Raw genomic sequence first — 504 nt, forward strand, 5'->3', positions numbered from 1 at the left:
GGCGTCCGCGGGGTGGGTGGGGTGGGGTGGCGGTGGTTAGGTGGTATGCCGGAACGGGAGGGTCAGGCGGTGGTGGTCGGGTGGCGTGAGGCCGCTCAAGCCGTTGAACGCGTCGAGCAGCTTGCGTTCCTCGTAGGTGAAGTGGGTCTCGAGGAGTGCTGCCAGCGTCGCCAGCTCTTGCTCCTGCGCCGCCGGCTCGAGCTGGTCGAGCATCTCGATCCGCCGCAGCGCGCCGGCGACCAGGTGATGATCCCGCGTGAGCTCGGCCAGCACCGGCCGAAGCTCCGGATAGTGCTCGGCAAGCACCGCGAACGCGCCGTCGTCCTCGCCGGTGTGATGACTGGTGACGGCCTGGCAGAAGCTCAGGCAGTGCGCCCGCAGATCGAGCCCACCGACGCTGACCGGCTCGCCCGCCTCGACCTGATCACGAAGATCTTCGAGCAACTCACGCAGGTAGATGTGGAACTGGACCAGTTGGTTGCCGAAGGCCTCGAGTCGTGACAT

The 504-nt window shown here is 67.5% G+C and carries 1 protein-coding gene; it reads right to left on the bottom strand.

Annotated elements, in window-relative coordinates; translation table 11 throughout:
• Positions 1 to 36: 36 nt before the first annotated feature.
• The coding region (locus tag ABD116_RS21805) for a hemerythrin domain-containing protein (protein WP_343973101.1) at positions 37 to 504 on the bottom strand (468 nt) is incomplete at its 5' end.

Origin of the sequence: Kribbella koreensis (assembly GCF_039525325.1) — a bacterium.
Classification (GTDB): Bacteria; Actinomycetota; Actinomycetes; order Propionibacteriales; family Kribbellaceae; genus Kribbella; species Kribbella koreensis.